We start from the raw sequence: 18,249 nt of genomic DNA on the forward strand, positions 1-18,249 counted from the left end.
TGAAACACGGGGTTTCATAAAGAAAAACAAACCTTATATCAAACCTTATATAAAGCCATTTTCCGTCGTTATTGCGTATTTCCAAGCCCAACAATCTGGACACTTAATCTTTATTTATGCACACGCCACTCGCCCGAATGCCGCTGCAATATCTGATCGCCACTTTTGCACTGGTACTCGCGCCACTTTGCCTGCAATTTAGCGCCTGGCACACCCTCAGCCTTGCCCTGCTTCTGCTGTGGCGAAGCTGGATTGCCTACAGCGGGAAAGCACTGCCACCCACATTGTTCAGCCTCTTGCTTGCCGTGGGATTATTTTTGCTGATCTGGCTGGAATACCACACCTTAATCGGCCGTCAAGGAGGCGTGGCTTCGCTGGCCAGCCTTGCAACCATTAAGCTATTTGAAACCCGTACCCAGCGCGACGTAAAAGTTATCAGCTTGCTCGCTTATTTTTTACTGGGTGCTGGTTTTCTTAGTGTGCGCTCGGCATGGATTTTCCCTTGGGCCACGCTCTCTATGCTGGCCATCACGGGGCAATTGATGCAATGGCAAAGCGCACAATCCTGGCAAGCCCTTGCAAAGCAGCTGTTTTATATGTTGTGCGAAGCGCTGCCGTTTGCGCTTTTCTTATTTGTTTTTTTCCCGCGCCTGCCGCCTCTTTGGAGCATGCCCGACGAGCAACCGGGCGCACGCACTGGTCTGGGCGATGAAATGCGCCCCGGTAATTTCAGTAAATTAGCCCGCGATGAATCGGTTGCCTTCAGGGTAGAGTTTGAAGGCAGCATCCCTAAAGCCGCCGCAAGGTATTGGCGCGGGCCGGTGTTCGATATTTTTGATGGGGAAGCCTGGTTGCAAGCCCCAATCAGCCAAGCAGGCGGCCCGGCTATCGAAAAACGAGGCCCCATTATCAGCTACACCATCACCATGGAGCCACATAATCGAAACTGGTTGCTCGCACTGGATATGCCAACCGAGCTGCCAGAAACCGCGCTCATCAGCAACCGTTTGCAAGCCGTCAATAGCAACCCGATCACCCAACGGCAGCGCTATCGTTTAAGCAGCGCCTTGGTTTGGCGCACCTATAGTGATGACACGCTCACGAGCGCATTACAAATCCCCAAATCAGGCAACCCAAAGGCCAGACAGCTCGCCAGCAGCTGGCAAACACTTCCGCCCATGGAGCGCATTAATAAAGGGCTGCAATTTTTACGTCAGGGCGGCTTTAGCTACACCTTGCAACCGCCTCTTAGCCAGGGGGCGAATGGCATCGATGATTTTTTATTTATCCATAAACAGGGCTTTTGCGAACACTACGCCAGTAGCTTCACCTTTTTAATGCGGGCCGCAGGCATACCCAGCCGCGTGGTGGGCGGCTATCAGGGAGGAGAATGGAATCGCAGCGGCAAATACCTGATCGTGCGCCAGGCCAATGCCCATGCCTGGACCGAAGTCTGGCTGCCTCAAAGCGGCTGGCAAAGGGTTGACCCCACCGCCGTGATCGCCCCTTCCCGGATCAATGATGGCTTAAACATCGGGCTTAATCAGACCGACGCACTGCCCTTTATGGATGGCGCACCGCCCGCATGGATCCATGAGCTGCGCTTAAACTGGGACAATTTGGTTAACGGCTGGAATCAATGGGTAATGGGCTACGATTCGCGCAAGCAAAGCCAGCTCTTCAAAAAACTAGGCATTCCGGATGTGCTATCCAGCGAATTTATCCTGCGTATGCTGCTGATCAGCAGCCTTATTCTTGCCGGCCTGTTTTTACTCGCCACCCGAAACAACGCCCCCAAACCCGATCCCGCCCACCAAGCCTGGCAACGCTTTGCTCGCAAACTGGCCCGCAAAGGATGCTCCCTGCTGCCATATGAAGGCCCGCTTACGTTTGGCCAGCGTGCCCGCTTGCAATTACCTCAGTACAATGACGCCATTTATTACATTACCCAGCTCTACATCGCCAGCCGTTATGGAAAGGATGACGCAGCGCTTTTAAAGCTACAGAAAGCAGTGCGTCATTTTCACATGTAATTTAACCGTGCTTTGCCTGTTATGATTTAGTGTCTGTTGGCGTTTCATTCATGACTCAGCGCAATTGTGAATGAATCGTCAGCACGCCTTGGACAATCCATTTGAGCCCGCCGCTATGCCTACTTTTTTACCTGAACCGCCTTTTCGTCACGACCAAGCCAGCCGTATCGGCGTTTTACTGGTTAATCTAGGCACGCCTGCCGCGCCTAACCCCGCAGCCATTCGTCCTTATCTGCGCCAATTTTTATCTGACCCCCGTGTGGTAGAAATACCAAGAGCCGTTTGGTGGGTGATTCTGAACACCTTTATCCTGCCTTTTCGCCCCAAAAAAACAGCTGCTAAGTATGCAAGTGTATGGATGAGCGAAGGTTCCCCATTAAAAGTCTGGACAATAAAGCAGAGCAAGCTTTTAAAAGGCTGGCTGGGCGAGCAAGGCCACAGCGAGGTTTTAGTTGAATATGCCATGCGCTATGGCCAGCCTTCGATTGCAGCACAGATGGATAAGCTGAAAGCTGCAGGCTGTGAAAAATTACTTATCCTGCCGCTCTACCCACAATATTCGGCCAGCACCAGTGCTACCGTGATTGATGAAGTGGGACGGGTGCTCGCCACCTATCGCAATCAGCCCGCCATCCGTACTGTGCGCAGCTTTCATGATGATGAAGGCTATATCAAAGCACTGGCAGGCCGCGTTCGTGAATACTGGCAAACGAAGGGCCGGGGGGATCATTTATTAATAAGCTTTCACGGCGTGCCGCGCTACACCTTGGATAAGGGCGATCCTTATCACTGCTACTGCCGTAAAACCGGCCGCTTATTAGCTGAAGAGCTAGACTTAGCCGAATCTGAATACACCGTGGCGTTTCAATCCCGCTTTGGCCGTGCCGAATGGCTGCAACCTTATGTGACTGCCACTCTAAAAAAACTAGGCAAGGCAGCTACGGGTCGGCTGGATGTGGTCTGTCCTGGCTTTGTTGCTGACTGCTTAGAAACACTGGAAGAAATTGCTATCGAAGGAAAGCAAGACTATTTACAGGCCGGTGGTAAGGACTACCACTTCATTCCCTGCCTTAATGATTCGCCTCTTTGGATAGATGCTTTAACCGCGCTGACAAAAAAAGAGCTTTCTGGCTGGCTACTTACTGACAACACTGCTATAGACAATACACAACAATGCACATTAAGCAGAGCCCAGGCTTTAGGTGCGCAAAATTAACTTGGGTATTAAAGAAATTACAGTTAAACTGCCGGTAAGCTTATTCTTACAAAACGAGGTTCAGAACATGAGCACAAAGCTCTTTCTCGCTGAAGACGACCTAATTCTCGCTGACGCTCTGAAAACCAGCCTGTCTCAGGCTGACTTTCAAGTTGATTGTGTTAACGATGGCGCTCTTGCCTTACAAATTTTACTGCACAACGACTACGAAGTTGTGGTGTTGGACGTTGGCCTGCCAAACATGGATGGCTTGCAAGTTTTAAAAAACGTTCGTCAGCACAAACCTTCTTTGCCTATCCTGATCCTGACGGCTCTTGATGGCTTGGAAGATCGCGTAGCCGGTTTAGATGCAGGTGCCGATGATTACCTTGCCAAGCCATTTGAGTTCACAGAACTTGAAGCGCGTTTGCGTGCCTTGCTCCGTCGCAGCAAAATCTTGCCGCAGTCCGTACAGCAATTGGGCAATCTGCGTTTAGATCGCGCTGGCCAACGCGCTTGGTGTAATGACACGCCGTTGGATCTTTCTGCCCGTGAGCTCACCGTATTGGAAATTTTAATGTCCAATATTGATCGTGTGGTGACTAAAGAGCAGATCGTGGGCGAATTAGGTTCAGAAAATGCCGAAGTGGGCCTGAACGCAATCGAAGTCTACGTACACCGCTTACGCAAGAAGCTTGATCCTTGCGGCGTAGTGATCCGTACTATCCGTGGTCTTGGCTATTTACTCGAGAAGCAACCAGCTCAAGCGCAGGATGTTGAGGGGTAAATTCTCAATAAAGCGACAGCTCCTCCTGTGGTTACTTATACCGCAGGGGGTGCTTTGGCTTGCCGGTGCGTTCTTAAGCTACAACGTAGCCAAGCACTACACCAACACGGCTATTGATAATAGTCTGCTACAAACCGCACGCGCCATCGGGCGACAAATCAAGCCGCAGGACAATGGGCTGATTATTGATTTTCCGCGCGCACTCCAGCTTTTACTTGAAGATGATTACGACGAGCGCCTGTTTTATATGGTGTCGCTCAATTCAGGCGGCGTTATTTTTAGTAATAGCGAGCTGCCCTCGCTTCCCACACATTTACAGCCCGACAGCCGCATTGTTTTTTATGATGCAATGGTTCAGAACGAATCACTGCGCATTGTTTCGCTGTATTTCCCGGTTGAAATTACCCAGCAAAAGAAATGGATGCATGTGCAAGTTGGCAAAAGCACCGAAGCACGCAGCCAACTATCCCAAGAAATTTTAATTGCCATCGCCGCGCCCTTGGCCCTGCTAATTTTTGCCATGAGTTTTCTGGTTTGGTGGGGGATCAACCGCGGCCTGCTGCCCTTAGCTCGCTTGCAACGCCGGGTAGAAGAACACTCCGGCCAAGACCCATCCCCGCTACAGCTCGATAACGAGCCAGAAGAAGTCGGTGCGCTTACCGCAGCGCTCAACCGCTTACTCAGTAGCACCAATGAAAGCGTGGCCAAACAGCGCCGCTTTATTGCCGATGCCGCACATCAGCTCAGAACCCCACTGGCCGGATTAAAATCGCAAACCGAGCTGGCCATGCGCGAAACCACCCCGGAAGGGCTGAGTAATCGGCTCTCTATGGTGCATACCAGCGCCAATCGCAGCATCCACTTGGTGAATCAATTACTCACACTGGCAAGATCTGAGCCAGATAGTGCCAAAGGCATGCCACGCGTTGCTTTAGATTTAGCTAAACTCATCCGAGAGCTAACCGCAGAATGTGTGCCCCGTGCGCTGGCGGCAGGCATGGATCTAGGCTGTGACACCGACGTTTCTGAAGCGCCAATGAATGGCAACTCCGCCTTATTACGCGAGCTATTTACCAATTTGGTCGAAAACGCGATTAAATACATCCCGCGCGGCTGCAATATTACTGTCCGGCTCTGCATTGAAGGCGAGCATTATGTAGTAGAAGTCGAAGACGATGGCGCAGGGATTCCGGATTCGGATAAAGAGCGTGTATTCGAGCGATTCTACCGCCGCGAACAAACCGGCAACGGCTGTGGCCTAGGCATGGCCATCGTCAAGGAAATCACCGAAAGACATCGTGGCAGCATTCAATTACTCGATGCCAAACCACATGGGCTGATTGTGCGGGTGATGTTGCCAATTAAAACGGGCTAATTTTTTAGGATGACGCAGTCTTTTAAACAATAAACAAACTGCTCATCCACCCAGCCTACAATGCACATCTAACGCCTTCTCAACCAAACAATGCGTGGAATCTGATCATTTTTACGCTCCAGCAGCGCTTGAAAACTCATATTCACCCGGCCAAAATGCGCATCTACTTCGCTGATAAAGTAACGGCTCTGAATTGAAATCGCCTCCAAAGAAACCGTAGCTTGCAACTGCTGAGGCAAAGCCAGCTTAAATTCTTCGACGCTTTTAAAATACTTGCCAGCGCGTTTTGCAACCACGCCTTGCGCTGCAGAGACCGACAAACCGGGAATAATGGCTGATAGCACTTCAGGGCCAGCAAAATTCACATTCACAGGCGTGGATTGCGGCAATACGCTGACCAACGGCTCTAACTTTGCAATCACTTCTGGCGTAAAGCCACGAATTCGCGATAAGCCTTGAATATCCAACAAGGAGCGATTGGCCGCTCGATAGGCCTCAGGCATCGCTAAATATTCAACATCTTCCGCACCACCAGGGTAGCGCGTCAGGCTATCTGCATCTTGCCAATCGACCAGCGCATTGGCGATATCCAGCGGCAAGCCCAAAGTTTGCAATAGGCGCTGAAATGCAGCAAACCCAGCCTCATTCAGCACCCCATTTTGCACTACATTATTTAAATTAAAGCGCCCTTGCTGCTCTAATAAACGCCCGCCAACCCGCCCTGTTTCTACAGGAATCGCCGGAATCGGGATATTCCACGGCTCGAGCTGATGATCGATCTGATTATTGCGTGCGTCGTCACGCAAGGTGAGCCGCGCCAGATTGATCGATGCACGAGCAATACCACGAGCTTCGGCCAGATCAAATTGATTTTCTAATTGCCGGAACCACAGCTGCTGCCGCCAGGCAATGGCCACCGCAAGGGTAGTCACCAAGGCAGCGGTTAGCACGGCAGTAATGATGGCAACGCCTCTTTGTTTGCGCATCATGGGCATAAGTATCTACACAAGTTCATGACACCACTTCAGCACAGTAACTTCCCCCTTTTCAAAGGGGGATTGAGGGGGATTTGCCTTTTTAGCTACCTTATTTGGCAAGTTTTTGTAACTCAAGCCGTGCTCAATCCCCCCTCGCCCCCCTTTTTCAAAGGGGGGAACACGTGTAGATGAGGTGTGTAGATATCTATGCATCATGGCAGGGTGTAAATCCTTTGTACGGTGGTGGCATCGCTCAGCGTGAGTTTTATTTTTACGCCACGCGGTGGCACTTTATTATTGCCCGCCGGAGGCCAGCTGGCTTGCCACTGGCTCGTCGTATCTAGGAAAGAAACCTCAAAACCACGGATATTTTCGAGCAAAACATGCACTTGTGGCTCTTCACGCGGCCCCAGATCAAGCGCATTCCATAACAGCAATTCTAAACGCGCGTCTTTAAGTCGATACGCCACATGAAAAGCATCCCGATTACGATCTAAGCGGATCAACTCTAGCGGCTGATCATCCTTACGCTCGGGCTTATTGGTGCCACGCATCGCGGCCTGTTCTACCCCTCCCTGATCGCGCCAAGGCCGATCCACCGTTTGGCTCACATCTTCTTCCATGCGATCAAACACGAGAGATAAATCCCGCCAACGTTTGGCTTCAGCATCCAAAGCCGTGCGTGTTTGCGCAACCGACTCTAGCCCCTTATAAGAAATCAGCGTCACCACGCTAAATACCGCCAGCGCGATTAAGATTTCCAGCAGGGTAAAGCCTGTTTGTTTAGGCCTGAGCATTTTAATGGGGTACATGAGCAAGATAACTAACCAAAGTAGCCGCCGCGTGTTGATCTTCGCCAGCAGAAAAAACTTTAATTTCGATACGGCGGAAGCTGCGGTTGGGCGAGCCGCCCGTTTCCACTCGCCATGTGAACTCCATTCCCGCTTGTGATTCTTTCCCGGTCGTGGAGCCAATGTCCGGCCATGCACCCAGTGCGGCCAATTCGTTTAAGCGGTTTTGCGCCACCCAGCCTGCTGCGGTGCGGCTTTTTAGCTCGATGGCGTTATTGGTGCTAGCCAAAGTGGCTTTCATTGCCGCGCCCATGGCAATGGCAATCACCGCCAGCGCCACCAGCACTTCAATCAAGGTAAAACCGGTACGTCTACGCATGAGGCAACGCCACTGGAGCCGAGGCATCAGGCTGGCGCACTTCTACTCGCCCCATCACATCACCCTGCAATTCTAAGCGGCTATTATTTAAACGCAGTTGCAGACTAAAAGGCGCATTCACCCCTGAAGGCTCAAACACTAAACGCTCCCCTAAGCGCTGCTCACGCAGATTCACGGCAAAGCCTTCAATCCGCACTTCTTCTAAAACACGCGGATTGAGCAAATCATGCGTGGCAATCGATTGCCAATTGTTTTGCGCATCTTGCAGCCAAAACTGATAACCAAGACCATCGGAGGACCAAGCAATCGCCTGCCCACTCGTAATGGCTTCATCTCGCGCCGATTCAAACAATGCGGCCAAGCGACTAGCCTCACGCTCCACCCTTTGCCCATCTGATAAATCCAGACGTACCACGGCCAAGCCCATAATGATGCCGATAATGCCGAGCACCACAAGGATTTCGATCAGGGTAAAGCCAAGCTGGCGCATCGCTTTCATCGGCAGGCGCTAGGTGTGAGCTGAATACGCTGCATTAGATATCCCAAGAACCAATATCTGCATCGGTCTCTTCACCACCCTGCTGGCCATCTGCTCCGTAGCTCATCACGTCAATTTCACCTTTAATGCCAGGGCTAAGGTAAAGATAATCGCTACCCCAAGGGTCTTTGGGCAGCTTTTCTAAGTAGCCGCCGGTTTTCCAGTTATTAGGCACAGGCGCTGCACTTGGCTTTTCTACCAGTGCTTTTAAGCCCTGCTCGGTGCTTGGGTAGCGGCCGTTATCGAGCTTATATAGTTTTAATGCCTGCACCACCGAGCGAATATCTTGCTTAGCCGCTACAACACGCGCCTCATTCGGGCGATTCATAATTTTAGGCACCACCAACGCACCCAAAATAGCCAGAATCGTAATCACCACCAAAATTTCAATCAGCGTAAAACCGCCTTGCTTGCGTTTCATTTAATACTCCCTTTATTAAAGCCATTACCTTGGATAATTAGCCTTTTATTTAACCAACTGATTCATTTCAAAAACAGGCAATAGAATCGCCAATACAATCACCAGCACTACGCCGCCCATTAATAACACCATTAGGGGGCCAAGCAGGCCAGTAAAGGTAGAGACTCTATTTTCTAATTCTTGTGTTTGCTGCGCAGCGGCTTTTTCCAGCATATGCTCCAAGCGCCCTGTCGCCTCGCCACTGCCAATCAAGTGAATCAGCACCGGCGGAAACATTTTACTCACCGCCAATGCCCGCGACAGCGTCATGCCTTCACGCACTTGCTTGGCAGCCTCTGCCACCGCATCGCGCAAGGGCAAGCTGCCCAATACGCCACTTACGGCCTGCAAAGCACTCAGGAGTGGCACACCACTGCCTACCAAAATCGCCAAAGTAGACGCTAGCTGCGCTGTATTAGCAGTGCGCTCAAAGCGACCAATTAAAGGTAGCTTTAAACGCCAGGCATCAAACTGCCGCCTCACCGCTTGTTTTTTAAGTGCATGCCAGCCTGCCGCCGAGGCAATCGCCAGAAGCACAAAGAAAATCAGCCCCCAATCACGCACAAACTGGCTGGCCCAGAGCAATAATCGGGTGAGCAGCGGCAGCGTTTGTTTGGCGCTTTGAAACACCGTCACCATCTGCGGCACAACCCAAGTCAATAGCCCAACAATCACCAAGGCCGAAACAAACATCACCACCGCGGGGTAAATAAATGCCAGCCCTACTTTCGACGCCAAAGACGCGCGCGATTCTAAGTAATCCGCCAAACGCTGCATCACGGCAGCGGCTTTGCCGGATTCTTCACCCGCGCTGACAATGGTGCGATACAGCTCGGGGAATACGCGAGGATGGCGCGTGAGCGCTTGAGAAAAAGATGACCCGGCTAAAATTTCACTGCGCAATGCCGCAACCAGTTGTTTTTCCCGCTCGACTTCGCTTTGCTCGATCAGCACCGATAAAGCCTGCTCTATCGGCAAACCTGCATCAAGCAAAGTTGCCAGCTGACGCGTCAGCAAAGAGAGCTTGGCCGTGCCAAGGCCACGCTCACCCTTGGCCCCGGTAGCGGCAATTTCTTCCAGCTCAGAAACCCACAAGCCCTGCGATCGCAGCAGGCCCTTGGCTAAGCGCGACGTTTCCGCCTCGACCACGCCACGTGCCGCTTTGCCGCTCTCGTTAACTGCACGATAACGAAAAGCCGTCATGCTTGGGCTCCAGACAGCCCAATTGCTGAATCATATAAAGCGGGAGTTATCATTCTTTATTATTTTTTTCTAAGCGTATTGAAAAACCCGGCCATATTGCTTTTCAATTTACTGTTAAGAGAAGATCACCGTTTTTTTTGCATAAACCAAAATACGATGTTCAAGATGAGCGCGCACAGCACGGGAAAGCACCATTCTTTCTAAATCACGGCCTTTCTGAATCAGCATATCAATATCATCACGATGTGAAATACGCATGACATCTTGTTCGATAATAGGGCCGTCGTCCAATACTTCTGTAACGTAATGACTGGTTGCGCCAATTAATTTAACTCCGCGCGCAAAAGCACGGTGATAAGGCTTGGCGCCTTCAAAAGCAGGCAGGAATGAATGATGGATATTAATCACTCGCTGCGGGTAAGACGCCGTAAATTCGTGACTTAATACCTGCATATATCGCGCCAGCACAATTAAATCAATCTGATTGGCTTCCAGTAATGCACGCTGGGCTTGTTCTGATTCAGCCTTATTGTCTTTTGTGACGGCAATAACATGATAGGGAATACCATAGTAATCCGCTAAACCACGGCAATCTTCATGGTTGGAAATAATCAAGGGAATATCGCAGCGCAACTCGCCACTTTTATGCCGATGCAATAAATCAACCAAACAATGATCGTATTTAGAAACAAAAACAGCCACCTTAGGGCGGCAGGCAGAGAGCGCCACCGACCATGTCATTTGGAAGCGATCTGCAATCGGCTGAAAAGCCGAAGAAAATGCGCTCATATCCAAAGTAAAATCGGTGACATCCCACTCAATCCGCATCAGAAACAGGTTTTCTGTCTCGTCTTGGTGCTGATCGGCGTGAACAATATTGGCGTTATAGGTATACAGAAAATTGGCAATCGCAGCAGATAAACCTTTTCGATCTGGACAACTAATCAGTAGTGTTGCGGTATTCATTCGTTTACTCAGTTCTAAAATCCGTTGCCAATTCTAGCAGCAACGCCCGCATACAGCAGCAATCCAATGCAATCTCAGCCTAATATTGCCAAAGTCCGCCAATAAAAAAGGGAATGGAGCAGGCATTTTTTTGAATATTCTTTTAAAATACGGCAAACGCCCGATTAACCCGCGCATCACACGCCAACTCTGGGCCCTGCCCTCAAAGCACGCATACATCATGTTCCATATTGTTTTATTTCAACCCGAAATCCCACCCAATACCGGCAATGTGATTCGCCTTGCTGCCAACACCGGCTGCAGCTTGCACTTGGTCAAACCACTTGGTTTTGAACTAGAAGACAAACGCATGCGCCGTGCTGGCCTTGATTATCACGAGTTTTCTACCATGAAAATTCATGAATCGTGGACCGATTGCCAAGCCGCACTAGCAGGGCAGCGGCTTTTTGCCATGACGACCAAGGGCTCCACCCGGCACGACCGTATTATCTACCAACAAGGTGACGTTTTTGTGTTCGGCCCTGAAACACGCGGCCTACCTGAGGAAATTCGTGATGAATTCGCGGCGGATCGCCGCATTCGCTTACCGATGATGCCGGATAATCGCAGCTTGAACTTATCCAATGCGGTGGCAATCACGGTGTTTGAGGCGTGGCGACAGATGGATTTTGCTGGGGCTTTGTAAAAAGTTCTGTAGGTACAAAGCACGGTAAGAACACAGAGCACACAGAGAAAAACATAAGAAAACCCCGAGGGCTATTCGCTCTTGGGGTTTCTCGATGTGCTGCTTTTTAGCTCTGTGTACTCTGTGTCTACAGGTTTCTAAGGCCTATGCCAACAAGCAAGCCGCTTGTGTTTCCTTGCTCAGCTCGCGCAGCTTGGGGATGTGCTGAGTGCACTGCTCTTCTGCCTTGGGGCAACGCGTTCTGAATACGCAGCCTGATGGCGGGTTGATCGGGCTGGGCAAATCACCCTGCAAGATCTGAATCACCTTGTTTTTTTCACGATCTGGATCAGGAATCGGAATCGCCGACAAAAGCGCCTGCGTATAAGGATGGCTTGGGTGTGAATAGAGCGCGGCTTTTTTGGCTAGCTCCATTTCATGCCCCAAATACATCACTAAAATACGATCGCTGATATGCTTCACTACCGCCAGATCGTGAGCAATAAAGATCAGCGCCATGCCCATTTCACGCTGCAATTCTTTAAGCAAGTTCACAATTTGCGCTTGAATCGATACATCCAGCGCCGAAACCGGCTCATCGCACACAATCAGCTTAGGCTTCATAATCAGCGCCCGTGCAATACCAATACGCTGGCACTGGCCGCCAGAAAACTCATGCGGATAGCGATTAATTTGCTGCTCGCGCAAGCCCACCCGCACCATAATGGCCTTTACCTGCGCCATCACATCAGCCTCAGAAATCTCTGGATAATGCGTTTTTAAGGGCTCGGCAATAATCTGTGCGACGGTCATACGCGGGTTTAAAGACGCCAGCGGATCTTGGAAAATCATCTGGATATCTTTACGTGCATTCAGCCACTGAGCGCTACTTGCGCCGTGCATTTCCTTGCCCATCCAGACAATACTGCCACTGGTAGCCGGAATTAAATTTAGCACTGCACGTGCCAGCGTTGATTTGCCACAGCCTGACTCACCCACCACACCCAGTGTTTCGCCAGCGTATAAATCCAGTGACACGCCATCCACGGCTTTCAACTGCTTGCTCGCCTGCCACGGCCATTTCACGCCTTGGCGCACGGCAAAATGTACTTTTAAATCACGGATAGACAAAATAGGTTGACGTGTATCAGACATGAGCCACCTCCAGCTTGGTTTCTTCTAGTGGCTTATGGCAAGCACGCAAGACCCCCTCCGCTCCCACAGGCAGCAGCAAAGGCAATTCGCTATGGCAGCGCGGCAGCGCATGCACGCAGCGCTCGCTAAACGGACAGCCCGGCGGCATATGCGCCATATTAGGCGGATTACCCGGGATAGAAATCAGGCTTGTCGAATCATCGTGATCGAGACGAGGCAATGCGCCCAGCAAACCAATCGTGTAAGGATGTGTTGCATGATAGAAAATATCGCTGGCGTTCCCCTGCTCCATCACGCGGCCGCCATACATCACCAAGACTTTTTCACAAAGGCCCGCAACCACGCCCAAATCATGGGTAATCATCACAATGCCCGTGCCAAAATCACGCTGCAGATCTTTAAGCAGCGCAATAATTTGCGCCTGCACAGTGACGTCCAGCGCGGTGGTTGGCTCATCGGCGATCAGTAATTCAGGTTCGCACAACAGCGCCATTGCAATCATCACACGCTGACGCATACCGCCCGAAAACTCGTGTGGATACATCATCACGCGGCGCGCCGCTTCAGGGATTTTTACGGCATCAAGCAGCTCAATAGAGCGCTTTTTTGCATCGCGGCGACTCATGCCCTTGTGCAGCTCCAGCACTTCGGTCATTTGACGCTCTACAGTGAGATAAGGATTCAAGGACGTCATCGGGTCCTGAAAAATCATCGCCACTCGATTGCCACGAATCTTATTAAGCTGATGAGCAGGCATAGACAATAAATCTTGCCCATCAAACAAAGCACTACCTTGTGTCTTGCCGTTTTTAGCCAGCAAACCCATTAAAGCCAAAACAGTCTGGCTTTTACCTGAGCCAGATTCACCCACAATACCCAGTGTTTCACCGCGATTTAATTCGAAAGAAACGCCATTCACGGCGCTAACTGCACCATCATTGGTGGCAAATTGCACACCGAGATCTTTTACTGATAATAAACTCATAATCCTCGGCTCCGCTTAACGATCTTTCGGGTCAAGCGCATCGCGCATGCCGTCACCGATATAATTGGCACAATACAAAGTGGCAGACAGCATCGCCGCTGGGAATAGCAATAACCATGAGGTGGTTTCCATGACGCTCGCACCATCATGAATCAATACGCCCCAACTGGTCATCGGCTCTTGAATACCCAAACCCAAGAATGACAATACCGATTCAGTCAAAATCACGCCCGGCACGGTCACGGTGGTATAAATCACCACAATGCCCAATAAATTAGGCACCACATGGCGAAAAATGATTTTCCATGTTGGTACGCCAATTGCATGAGCCGCTTCAATATATTCTTTCGATTTAATCGCCAGAGTCTGCCCACGCACCACACGGGCCATATCCATCCAGCCAAATACCGTAATCGTCAGCACAACCAGATAAAATTCACGCCCTAATAAAGTCACCATCAAAATAGCAATCAATAAATAAGGAATGGCATACATCATATCGACAATACGCATCATCACTGCGTCGACTTTACCGCCTAAAAAGCCAGCTGTTGCGCCCCATATTACGCCGATTGCCACTGAGGTTAAGGTAGCCAGCACGCCGATCATCAGAGAAATGCGGCCACCAATTAAACTACGTACTAATAGATCACGGCCTAATTCATCTGTGCCAAATAAATGCCAATTCTCTAAAGTAGGTGCCAAGCCCATTGCACCAAAATCAGTATCTTCATAAGAATTTGGCAATAGATATGGCCCTAAAATACAGGCTACGGTAATGATCAATAAAATAATAGCGCTGATGACGGCTGCTTTATTTTTAAAAAAGCGGCGACGCGCATCCGCCCAAGGGCTACGTCCTTCTACTGGCAAATTTTCCAGCGTTGCGGCGAGTTTTTTGTTTCTAAATAGCATGACAACCCCGCCTATTAATAACGAATCTTAGGATCAAGTAGCGCGTAGGCTAAATCGACCAATAAATTAAGTAATACCGCAACCACAGTAACAAGCACAACTAAGCCCAATACAAGCGTGTAATCCCGATTGCTTGCACCATTCACGATTAATTTACCAATCCCTGGCAAAGAAAATACCGATTCAGTCACCACGGCTGCCGTAATAGAGGAAATAGCCAGCGGGCCTAATACCGATACCACCGGCAATAAAGCAGGCTTTAAAGCATGGCGAAATACAATCGTTTTTAGAGGCAGACCTTTTGCTCGTGCTGTACGGATAAAATTGCTGCTCATGACTTCAATTAAGCTGCCACGCATCACACGGGCAATCGTTGATACATTAATAAAAGTCAGCAGAGAAAGAGGCAAAATAATAAACCGCACATTGAATTCATTCCAGCCACCGGCTGGCAACACAGGTATCCAAATCGCAAAAACTAAAATCAGTACAGGCCCTAAAACAAAAGAAGGAATCGTGCTGCCAATATTGCCGATCAGCATCACAAAATAATCAATAAAACTATTTTGTTTTAACGCAGCAGTAATACCCAGCCCAACGCCAATAACAATCGAAAGTAAAATTGCACCGCCACCAATGGTCAGCGACACCGGCAGCGCAGCGGCCACAAGATCATTCACACTCCAATCTGCATAGCGAAAAGAAGCACCTAAATCACCTTGTAATAAACCTTTTAAATAGTATAGATATTGCTGCCAAAGCGGAAAATCCAAATGGTATTTAGCTTGCAAATTGGCCAGCACCGCTTCAGATACTTTACGCTCTGAATCAAACGGCCCACCTGGCGTTAAATGCAGCAATAGATAGCAGACCGTAATAACGGCCAGCATTGTAGGAATCGTCGCCAAAATTCGACGGAATGTATAAGCCCACATCGGGATCCCCTCCTTATTTATTATTTTCCACAAATATTTCATACCGGCGCTACTCTAATTGGTAGCCATACGTATACGAAATAAGGCCGCTTTGAGCTAAAAGCCCAAAGCGGCAGTACTTTACGACTTTACAGTCTTAATGCTTAATAATATAAAACTCTTTGCTTAGATAACGATCAACCGGGTTCTTAGTTGAATAGCCACCCACATAAGACTTAACTAAACGTGGCAGGGTGTATTGCAGCAATGGAATCATTGGGTAATCATCCATAACTAATTTTGCGGCTTGCGTAAGCAATGCTTTACGTTTAGCAACATCTTGCTGCTCATTGCCTTGTTTAATCAGTTCTTCTGCTTTTTTATTGCAGTTAAAGTTATCATTTTGTGATGAACCACACTGAACCAAAGTTAGGAAAGTAGTGGCATCATTATAGTCCGCCAACCAGCCATTACGCGCAATTTGGAAATCGCCATCATGGCGTTTTTTCAATAACACTTTAAATTCAAGGCTGTCTAATTCAGTTTCTAAACCCAGTTTGTTTTTCCATTCAGAAGAAGCAAACAGCGCCATTTTCTTATGGTAATCATCGGTGTTATAGGTAAATTTAATTTTTGTACCCGGCTTAACGCCTGCTTCAGCTAATAATTTCTTGGCTTCTTCAACACGTTTTGCCATTGGCCACTTCACCCAATCGTAGGTCGTTACGTCAGCGCCTTCCAGCCCTTTAACCGTTACGCCATACGCAGGGATCTGACCATCTACAGTTACTTTTTGCGCTAGGATATCGCGATCCAATACCATAGACAGCGCCTTACGTACGCGCACGTCTTTCATCATTGGATCTTTATTATTTAATGAGTAATAACGCAGGCCAAGAATAGGGCCATTTTTGATTTCTTGTGGAAAGTCTTTTTTCAGCCTCTCATACTGCCCTGCAGGCAATTGATAGATAAAATCATTATCACCAGACTGATACAGCTTTAATTCAGCATTACCCGCCTCTACAGGCAGATAGGTCACACGTGTTAATACTGTGTTTTTTGCATCCCAATACTGGGGATTCTTTTCAATCACAATCTTGCTATTTACTTTCCAGTCTTTCAGTGCATATGCACCATTACCAACCATATTGCCTGGCTTAGTCCAATCTTTACCGAATTTATCAATGGTTGCCTTATGCACAGGCGCAAATTGTGAATTAGATAAAACACTTGGCAAGTAGGAAATAGGGTTCGGTGTTTTTACTTCAAGCGTGTATTTATCAATTGCTTTAATACCTAGAGTTGAAGGTGCTTTTTTACCTTCAGCAATTTCCAGACCATTTAATACAAAAATACCATAGGCTGTGCCGTACTGTGAGGCCAGCTTAGGATCAAGAAAACGTTGCCAGCCGTAAACAAAATCAGCAGCCGTAATAGGATCACTATTAGAGAACTTAGCATCTTTACGCAAACTAAACACCCAAGTCGTTGGGTCGGTCTGCTTCCAGCTCGTTGCCACACCAGGGTGTAAACGACCTTCGTTATCGGAAGTCGTTAAGCCTTCAAACAAATCACGGGTAATATTATTCGCCCCAACAGATTCAGCCAAATGAGGATCCAGTGTTTCCACTTCAGATCCATTATTGCGAATCATTTCTTGCTTATCGCTAAGCTTAACACCAGCAGGCACTGTTGCTGCAAATGCCGCTCCGCCTAATGCAAATGCAAGCGCGAATGTCACTGATTTCATAGTCCAGCTCATTGTGTCTCCTTAAAGGGCGATACCCGTTTGTGATTGGTTTGAATAAATCACTCCTTCAATCAAGAAGAAGTGATTTACCTTACGATACACTGCTTACGCGATGCAACATAAAAATATAAAAATTAGAACAGCAAGATCATGCCTGCACTTACAACTTTAGGTGTAGAAGCTAAACCTTCGCTGATGCTTGTTGAAAATGCATTCTGATCTTTATTCTGAATCACAGCGCCTTCAACATAAAGCAATGAAGATTTGCTTAGATTGTAATCTGTACCAATTTGGAAGTGGTTTGCTTTAGCAAGCACTTTTTTATTCCCTTGCTTACCTTCGCCTTGGTATACATAACCAACACGTGGCACCCATTTACCTACTTCGTATTGCGCCATAATAATAGCGCTGTCGCGCTTAAATTCGCCGCCGGCAAATGCTGCATCTTGCTTAGTGTTTTGATACAAAGCGCCAATCTGTAGGCCTTCTACCGGAAATACTTTAGCGCCAAGCAGATAAGAAGTGACTTTGGAATCAGACTTAACAACCGCGCCACCTGTCAAAGACTTACGGGCCATGTTTTTCAGACTTGCTGTACCCGCATAAATCGCAAATTTCGAGTGTGTATAGTTCACAGTCGCATCGTAGCCTTTTTGGCTGCTTGATATGCCAGCAGTGCTATCAATCACAGCATTCACATTTGCTGTAAAGCCGCCCCAGTTAGGGCTTGTGTAGTAAATTGCATTATCATGACGTGTATTGTAAGTCACATCCTGAAATGTATTGGCTAACGTAGTATTGCTTTCAAACAAATCAAATGTTTCTACCAGCAAATCATAAGCACCTTTGCTTTTACCAAAGCGCAAAGTGCCTGCATCCTTATTTTCATAGCCAATCCAAGCTTCACGGCTACCGAAGCCTTTATCCAAACCTGTTTCAAGCTTCCAAAGCAAATTAGATCCGTTGTCCAACTTATCAAGGCCTTTAAAACCAACACGGCTGCCAATATCTTGCATCGAGAATTTTTTGTTGTCCGCGGCGTCATTGCCGTAATCAATCGACTTCTGTGCAATACCATAAAGCGTTACATCTGCTTGCGCATAAGAAACAACACATAAACTTGCAATGGCCGTTGCCAAGATTTTCTTAAAAGTCATTT

18 protein-coding genes are annotated in these 18,249 nt (G+C 48.6%); 5 read left to right on the forward strand and 13 right to left on the reverse strand.

Annotation, left to right across the window (positions count from 1 at the left end; genetic code table 11):
- Nucleotides 1–116: 116 nt before the first annotated feature.
- The 4 genes from ACFQNF_RS16570 to ACFQNF_RS16585 all read left to right on the forward strand — a co-directional run bounded on the left by ACFQNF_RS16570 (nucleotide 117) and on the right by ACFQNF_RS16585 (nucleotide 5,390).
- On the forward strand, nucleotides 117–2,033 hold the full coding sequence (locus ACFQNF_RS16570; RefSeq protein ID WP_380189036.1) for a transglutaminase TgpA family protein: 1,917 nt from the start codon (nucleotides 117–119) through the stop codon (nucleotides 2,031–2,033).
- Between the two features lie 115 nt (nucleotides 2,034–2,148).
- The gene (gene hemH / locus ACFQNF_RS16575) at nucleotides 2,149–3,249 is read left to right on the forward strand and encodes a ferrochelatase (protein ID WP_380189138.1); all 1,101 of its coding nucleotides are present in this window, start codon (nucleotides 2,149–2,151) and stop codon (nucleotides 3,247–3,249) included.
- A gap of 67 nt (nucleotides 3,250–3,316) precedes the next feature.
- Nucleotides 3,317–4,015, forward strand: coding sequence for a response regulator transcription factor (locus tag ACFQNF_RS16580; RefSeq protein ID WP_046350171.1), 699 nt, complete (start codon nucleotides 3,317–3,319; stop codon nucleotides 4,013–4,015).
- A gap of 49 nt (nucleotides 4,016–4,064) precedes the next feature.
- Nucleotides 4,065–5,390 carry a sensor histidine kinase gene (locus tag ACFQNF_RS16585; protein ID WP_380189037.1) on the forward strand — a complete coding sequence of 442 codons (1,326 nt, stop codon included), beginning with the start codon at nucleotides 4,065–4,067 and terminating at the stop codon, nucleotides 5,388–5,390.
- Between the two features lie 68 nt (nucleotides 5,391–5,458).
- On the opposite strand, the gene gspK is transcribed toward ACFQNF_RS16585, so the two are convergent.
- From gspK to purU, 7 genes are all read right to left on the reverse strand, one after another.
- The gene (gene gspK, locus ACFQNF_RS16590; protein WP_380189038.1) at nucleotides 5,459–6,379 is read right to left on the reverse strand and encodes a type II secretion system minor pseudopilin GspK; all 921 of its coding nucleotides are present in this window, start codon (nucleotides 6,377–6,379) and stop codon (nucleotides 5,459–5,461) included.
- A gap of 200 nt (nucleotides 6,380–6,579) precedes the next feature.
- Nucleotides 6,580–7,179, reverse strand: coding sequence for a type II secretion system minor pseudopilin GspJ (gene gspJ / locus ACFQNF_RS16595; RefSeq protein ID WP_380189039.1), 600 nt, complete (start codon nucleotides 7,177–7,179; stop codon nucleotides 6,580–6,582).
- Complete coding sequence (gene gspI, locus ACFQNF_RS16600; protein WP_380189040.1) at nucleotides 7,166–7,537, reverse strand: type II secretion system minor pseudopilin GspI; 372 nt, start codon at nucleotides 7,535–7,537, stop codon at nucleotides 7,166–7,168. Before gspI ends, gspJ begins: the two co-directional genes overlap by 14 nt.
- Nucleotides 7,530–8,036 carry a GspH/FimT family pseudopilin gene (locus ACFQNF_RS16605; protein ID WP_380189041.1) on the reverse strand — a complete coding sequence of 169 codons (507 nt, stop codon included), beginning with the start codon at nucleotides 8,034–8,036 and terminating at the stop codon, nucleotides 7,530–7,532. Before ACFQNF_RS16605 ends, gspI begins: the two co-directional genes overlap by 8 nt.
- A gap of 34 nt (nucleotides 8,037–8,070) precedes the next feature.
- Complete coding sequence (gspG, locus tag ACFQNF_RS16610) at nucleotides 8,071–8,496, reverse strand: type II secretion system major pseudopilin GspG (protein ID WP_046349909.1); 426 nt, start codon at nucleotides 8,494–8,496, stop codon at nucleotides 8,071–8,073.
- A gap of 45 nt (nucleotides 8,497–8,541) precedes the next feature.
- Entirely contained in the window at nucleotides 8,542–9,738 is a 1,197-nt protein-coding gene (gene gspF / locus ACFQNF_RS16615) for a type II secretion system inner membrane protein GspF (protein ID WP_380189042.1), read from the reverse strand.
- A gap of 114 nt (nucleotides 9,739–9,852) precedes the next feature.
- Nucleotides 9,853–10,704 carry a formyltetrahydrofolate deformylase gene (gene purU, locus ACFQNF_RS16620; protein ID WP_046349907.1) on the reverse strand — a complete coding sequence of 284 codons (852 nt, stop codon included), beginning with the start codon at nucleotides 10,702–10,704 and terminating at the stop codon, nucleotides 9,853–9,855.
- Nucleotides 10,705–10,924: 220 nt separating this feature from the next.
- Here purU and trmL point away from each other — a divergent pair, with 220 nt between their 5' ends.
- The gene (gene trmL / locus ACFQNF_RS16625; protein WP_380189139.1) at nucleotides 10,925–11,389 is read left to right on the forward strand and encodes a tRNA (uridine(34)/cytosine(34)/5-carboxymethylaminomethyluridine(34)-2'-O)-methyltransferase TrmL; all 465 of its coding nucleotides are present in this window, start codon (nucleotides 10,925–10,927) and stop codon (nucleotides 11,387–11,389) included.
- 144 nt (nucleotides 11,390–11,533) lie between these two features.
- On the opposite strand, the gene oppF is transcribed toward trmL, so the two are convergent.
- From oppF to ACFQNF_RS16655, 6 genes are all read right to left on the reverse strand, one after another.
- A complete protein-coding gene (gene oppF / locus ACFQNF_RS16630) occupies nucleotides 11,534–12,523 on the reverse strand; it encodes a murein tripeptide/oligopeptide ABC transporter ATP binding protein OppF (protein WP_380189043.1) in 990 nt (329 codons plus the stop codon).
- A complete protein-coding gene (locus ACFQNF_RS16635) occupies nucleotides 12,516–13,508 on the reverse strand; it encodes an oligopeptide/dipeptide ABC transporter ATP-binding protein (protein WP_380189044.1) in 993 nt (330 codons plus the stop codon). The genes oppF and ACFQNF_RS16635 overlap by 8 nt, the downstream gene beginning before the upstream one ends.
- A 15-nt stretch (nucleotides 13,509–13,523) precedes the next feature.
- Entirely contained in the window at nucleotides 13,524–14,423 is a 900-nt protein-coding gene (locus ACFQNF_RS16640; RefSeq protein ID WP_380189045.1) for an ABC transporter permease subunit, read from the reverse strand.
- Between the two features lie 14 nt (nucleotides 14,424–14,437).
- Nucleotides 14,438–15,358 carry an oligopeptide ABC transporter permease OppB gene (gene oppB / locus ACFQNF_RS16645; protein WP_380189046.1) on the reverse strand — a complete coding sequence of 307 codons (921 nt, stop codon included), beginning with the start codon at nucleotides 15,356–15,358 and terminating at the stop codon, nucleotides 14,438–14,440.
- A gap of 136 nt (nucleotides 15,359–15,494) precedes the next feature.
- Entirely contained in the window at nucleotides 15,495–17,102 is a 1,608-nt protein-coding gene (locus tag ACFQNF_RS16650; RefSeq protein WP_380189047.1) for a peptide ABC transporter substrate-binding protein, read from the reverse strand.
- 122 nt (nucleotides 17,103–17,224) lie between these two features.
- Entirely contained in the window at nucleotides 17,225–18,247 is a 1,023-nt protein-coding gene (locus ACFQNF_RS16655) for a porin (RefSeq protein ID WP_380189048.1), read from the reverse strand.
- Nucleotides 18,248–18,249: the final 2 nt, after the last annotated feature.

Origin of the sequence: Iodobacter arcticus (genome assembly GCF_042664895.1) — a bacterium.
GTDB lineage: Bacteria > Pseudomonadota > Gammaproteobacteria > Burkholderiales > Chitinibacteraceae > Iodobacter > Iodobacter arcticus.

Excerpts from the sequence above, each read along its gene's own strand:
- ACFQNF_RS16570 (WP_380189036.1), top strand. The coding sequence starts at position 117 with ATGCACACGCCACTCGCCCGAATGCCGCTGCAATATCTGATCGCCACT.
- hemH (WP_380189138.1), top strand. The coding sequence starts at position 2,149 with ATGCCTACTTTTTTACCTGAACCGCCTTTTCGTCACGACCAAGCCAGC.
- ACFQNF_RS16580 (WP_046350171.1), top strand. The coding sequence starts at position 3,317 with ATGAGCACAAAGCTCTTTCTCGCTGAAGACGACCTAATTCTCGCTGAC.
- gspK (WP_380189038.1), bottom strand. The coding sequence starts at position 6,379 with ATGATGCGCAAACAAAGAGGCGTTGCCATCATTACTGCCGTGCTAACC.
- gspJ (WP_380189039.1), bottom strand. The coding sequence starts at position 7,179 with ATGTACCCCATTAAAATGCTCAGGCCTAAACAAACAGGCTTTACCCTG.
- gspI (WP_380189040.1), bottom strand. The coding sequence starts at position 7,537 with ATGCGTAGACGTACCGGTTTTACCTTGATTGAAGTGCTGGTGGCGCTG.
- ACFQNF_RS16605 (WP_380189041.1), bottom strand. The coding sequence starts at position 8,036 with ATGAAAGCGATGCGCCAGCTTGGCTTTACCCTGATCGAAATCCTTGTG.
- gspG (WP_046349909.1), bottom strand. The coding sequence starts at position 8,496 with ATGAAACGCAAGCAAGGCGGTTTTACGCTGATTGAAATTTTGGTGGTG.
- gspF (WP_380189042.1), bottom strand. The coding sequence starts at position 9,738 with ATGACGGCTTTTCGTTATCGTGCAGTTAACGAGAGCGGCAAAGCGGCA.
- purU (WP_046349907.1), bottom strand. The coding sequence starts at position 10,704 with ATGAATACCGCAACACTACTGATTAGTTGTCCAGATCGAAAAGGTTTA.
- trmL (WP_380189139.1), top strand. The coding sequence starts at position 10,925 with ATGTTCCATATTGTTTTATTTCAACCCGAAATCCCACCCAATACCGGC.
- oppF (WP_380189043.1), bottom strand. The coding sequence starts at position 12,523 with ATGTCTGATACACGTCAACCTATTTTGTCTATCCGTGATTTAAAAGTA.
- ACFQNF_RS16635 (WP_380189044.1), bottom strand. The coding sequence starts at position 13,508 with ATGAGTTTATTATCAGTAAAAGATCTCGGTGTGCAATTTGCCACCAAT.
- ACFQNF_RS16640 (WP_380189045.1), bottom strand. The coding sequence starts at position 14,423 with ATGCTATTTAGAAACAAAAAACTCGCCGCAACGCTGGAAAATTTGCCA.
- oppB (WP_380189046.1), bottom strand. The coding sequence starts at position 15,358 with ATGTGGGCTTATACATTCCGTCGAATTTTGGCGACGATTCCTACAATG.
- ACFQNF_RS16650 (WP_380189047.1), bottom strand. The coding sequence starts at position 17,102 with ATGAGCTGGACTATGAAATCAGTGACATTCGCGCTTGCATTTGCATTA.
- ACFQNF_RS16655 (WP_380189048.1), bottom strand. The coding sequence starts at position 18,247 with ATGACTTTTAAGAAAATCTTGGCAACGGCCATTGCAAGTTTATGTGTT.